Source organism: Microcystis sp. LE19-41.2A (genome assembly GCF_027530405.1).
Taxonomy (GTDB): domain Bacteria; phylum Cyanobacteriota; class Cyanobacteriia; order Cyanobacteriales; family Microcystaceae; genus Microcystis; species Microcystis aeruginosa.
Genome location: NZ_JAPZQJ010000631.1, coordinates 1 through 3678 on the forward strand (window position 1 = coordinate 1; position 3678 = coordinate 3678).

Here is a 3678-nt window from a genome sequence, read left to right on the forward strand (position 1 = left end):
TGTGATGGACTATGATTCTTTTCGAGAGAGCGACCCCATGATGTGATATAAGACAATAAATACTCATGATTGTCAAAGATAACCTAATCATAGTCGCTCATTCTAATCATCGTCTTAACTATGATTTTTGTGATTATGTGATGGACTATGATTCTTTTCGAGAGAGCGACCCCATGATGTGATATAATACAATAAATAGTCGTGATTGTCGAAAGATAACCTAATCATAGTCTATCATTCAATCATTCTAAATCATAGTTTAGACATTGAATTGTCAAAAACAACCCAATCATAGTCCATCATTAAATCATGAGTCTAATCATAGTTTAGACATTGAATTATCAGAGACAATCTAATCAAAATCCTCACTTCATCATCTAAATCCTAGCCATGACTTTTATTAATCCCCAATACCCTGAAAGTGAACTAACAGGTAAAATTATTGGTTGTGCAATGGAAGTTCACCGTATCTTAGGAAATGGTTTTCAAGAAGTAATTTATCAACGTGCTTTGGCAAAAGAAATGAACCTACAGGGATTATCTTTTTCGAGAGAACACGAAATGCCGATCTTTTATAAAGATGATCAAATAGGTACAAGACGAGTTGACTTTTTTGTTGAAGGTAAAGTGATGGTAGAATTAAAAGCCGTTATTCAACTTGAAGACGTTCACTTAGCACAAGCTATCAATTATCTCGAAGCTTATGGGTTAGATATTGGATTATTGCTTAATTTTGGAAATATCAGTTTACAGTTTAAAAGAGTTCACAAGCCGAAAAGAAAACCTAACTATAACTAGAAATAATTGAAGTGTATAAAACTTAAAATCCTAGTCCATCAAACAATCATAAAAATCATAGTTTAGACGTTTTCACAAAGCATTTTTGGGGCTACGGTTCCAAAATTCGGGCCAGTCAAAGACTAAACCCGAACTTGACCGAGTTTTTTAATCCTCTAAACTAATCTTGACTGGATTAACTTTCCAAATCTCTTGACAATATTCCCAGATTGTGCGATCGCTAGAGAATTTGGCCATACGAACCGAGTTGAGAATCGACATCCGCGTCCACTTGTCCCGATCGCGATAAGCTTCACTTACCTGTTCCTGACAATCAGCGTAGGATTGATAATCAGCTAAAAGCATATACTGGTCATCGTAGAGGAGAGAATCGACGATCGGCCTGAATAATTCCTGGTCACCATGGCTAAAATAACCACTCTTAATTCGATCGATCACTCCCTTCAATTCGCGATTATTTTTGTAATAGCTCATCGGTTCATAACCGTGTGCTTTCTTAGCATAAACTTCTCCTGCTGTCAAGCCAAAAAGGAAGAAATTTTCTGCCCCTGCTTCCTCGCGAATTTCGATATTAGCACCGTCCAGAGTCCCAATGGTGAGGGAGCCATTCATGGCAAACTTCATGTTACCGGTTCCGGAAGCTTCCTTACCCGCCGTGGAAATCTGTTCGGACAGATCCGCCGCCGGATAGATGCGTTGACCCAAAGAAACGTTAAAGTTAGGCAGGAAAACCAATTTTAAACGACCTCTGACATCAGGATCCTTATTAACAATTTCAGCTACAGCATTAGTTAACTTAATAATTAACTTAGCCATAAAGTAACCGGGGGCTGCCTTACCACCAAAGATAAAAGTGCGCGGCACGATATCGATCTGAGGGTTCTGTTTAATGCGATTGTAAAGGGCGATAATGTGCAGAACTGCCAGATGTTGGCGTTTGTATTCGTGAATCCGTTTTACCTGCACATCGAAAATCGAATTAACATCCACCTCGATATTGCGGGTTTTCAGCATATAAGCCGCTAAATCGGCCTTATTCGCCTGTTTAATTTCATACCAACGCTGACGGAATTCGGGATCATCAAGGTATTGTTCCAGTTTTCGCAATTCCTTCAGGTCTTTTAACCAATCATCGCCGATTTTTTCAGTAAATAGTGCCGATAATTGGGGATTGCTCAATAAAATCCACCGACGCGGGGTGACACCATTGGTTTTATTGTAGAATTTTTCCGGCCAGAGCATGGCAAACTCTTTCAGGGTGTCCTTTTGCAGTAACTCTGTGTGTAAAGCGGCGACTCCGTTAATCGAGTGACTACCCACACAGGCTAAATTAGCCATGCGAATTTGTTTATTACCCCAACCAGCTTCTTCAACTATCGACAATTTGCCCAATAATTCCTCGTTATCGGGAAACCAAGTCCGCACATCCTCAAGGAAAAAGTGATTGATCAGATAGATAATTTCTAGATGTCGGGGCAGCAGTTTACCAAGTAAATCCGCCGACCAACGTTCCAGGGCTTCCGGCAATAGGGTATGATTGGTATAAGCGAAGGTTTTTTGGGTAATTGCCCAAGCTTTTGACCATTCTAAGCCGTTTTCATCCACTAACAAACGCATTAACTCAGCGATCGCAATGGCGGGGTGAGTATCGTTCAGTTGAATAGCGGCGGTTTCGTGGAAGTTTTGCAGATTTTTGTGGCTTTTTAGGTGAATGCGAATTAAATCTTGCAGGGAAGCGGCCACAAAAAAGTATTGTTGGGCGAGACGTAATTCGCGACCGGCGGGGGTGTTATCGTTGGGATAAAGGACTTTAGAAATGGTTTCCGCGTCCATTTTTTCGGCCACGGATTGATCGTATAACCCGGCGTTAAAAGCCTCAAAATTAAACGATTCACTCGCTTCTGCTTTCCAGAGACGCAAAGCGTTAACCGTGTTGGTTTTGTAACCCGGGACGGGGGTATCGTGGGGAATGGCTAAAACCCGACGTTCCGGCAGCCATTGTACCCGTTCCTGTCCCTTATCGTCGTGATAGATTTCCGTCCGGCCACCCAGTTTTACTTCCACACTTTCATCGGGACGGGGTAATTCCCAAGGATTGCCGAAGCGTAGCCAGTTATCGGGGATTTCCACCTGCCAACCGTTTTGGATGATTTGATGGAAAATGCCAAATTCGTAGCGGATACCGTAACCGATGGCGGGAATTTCTAAGGAAGCGAGGGAATCGAGGAAACAAGCCGCTAAACGACCTAAACCGCCGTTTCCCAGGCCGGGATCCGGTTCCTGTTCGATAATTTCCTCAAAATCAAGACCTAATTCCTCGATCATCTCTTTGATTCGGTCATAAATACCCAAATTAGCGAGATTATTGCCTAAATACCGCCCCATGAGGAATTCGGCGGAGAAATAGCAGACGAGTTTAACTTTTTCTTGTTTGTAGGTGTCGGTGGATTTCAGAAAACGACGCAGCAGGCGATCGCGAACGGTGTAGGCAAGGGCGACATAGTAATTGTAGGGACTGGCATCGGTGCGGTTAACCCCTTGCAAATAAAATAGATTGTCCAGAAAAGCCCGTTTTAGGGTTTCGGGACTCATGCCCGTGCGATCATCTTCAATTAAAGTGGGGCATTGAAGTGCTTCAGGCCCATCAGCTAGGGTATAGGTTGTCTCCATGGGTTTTTGTTGTCCATATATTCGGGAGTCGATCGCCGATCAGACCTGATGACGATATCCTTTATAGTTTACTTGTTACCTTTTGGAGAGACTCAGACATTTAGATTTCTATTGGTTTTGAGAGGAGCAGCGATCGCAATTGCCGACAAAAAAGGGTGAACCCTGTCCACCCTCCCACAATTATTCACAAAAAAAGCTTAATAGCGTTTT

Annotated in this window: 2 protein-coding genes; one reads left to right on the top strand and one right to left on the bottom strand. The window is 42.4% G+C overall.

Translation table 11 applies throughout. The annotated features are described in order from the left end of the window. The first annotated feature begins 390 nt into the window (after positions 1 to 390). Entirely contained in the window at positions 391 to 798 is a 408-nt protein-coding gene (locus O9290_RS25920; RefSeq protein ID WP_002759175.1) for a GxxExxY protein, read from the top strand. Positions 799 to 945: 147 nt separating this feature from the next. Here O9290_RS25920 and O9290_RS25925 read toward each other — a convergent pair whose 3' ends face one another. Further along, positions 946 to 3468, bottom strand: coding sequence for a glycogen/starch/alpha-glucan phosphorylase (locus tag O9290_RS25925; protein WP_288026716.1), 2523 nt, complete (start codon positions 3466 to 3468; stop codon positions 946 to 948). Between the last annotated feature and the right edge of the window lie 210 nt (positions 3469 to 3678).

What these genes read in the sequence shown, in the direction of transcription:
- O9290_RS25920 (WP_002759175.1), top strand. Translation starts at nt 391, where the DNA reads ATGACTTTTATTAATCCCCAATACCCTGAAAGTGAACTAACAGGTAAA.
- O9290_RS25925 (WP_288026716.1), bottom strand. Translation starts at nt 3,468, where the DNA reads ATGGAGACAACCTATACCCTAGCTGATGGGCCTGAAGCACTTCAATGC.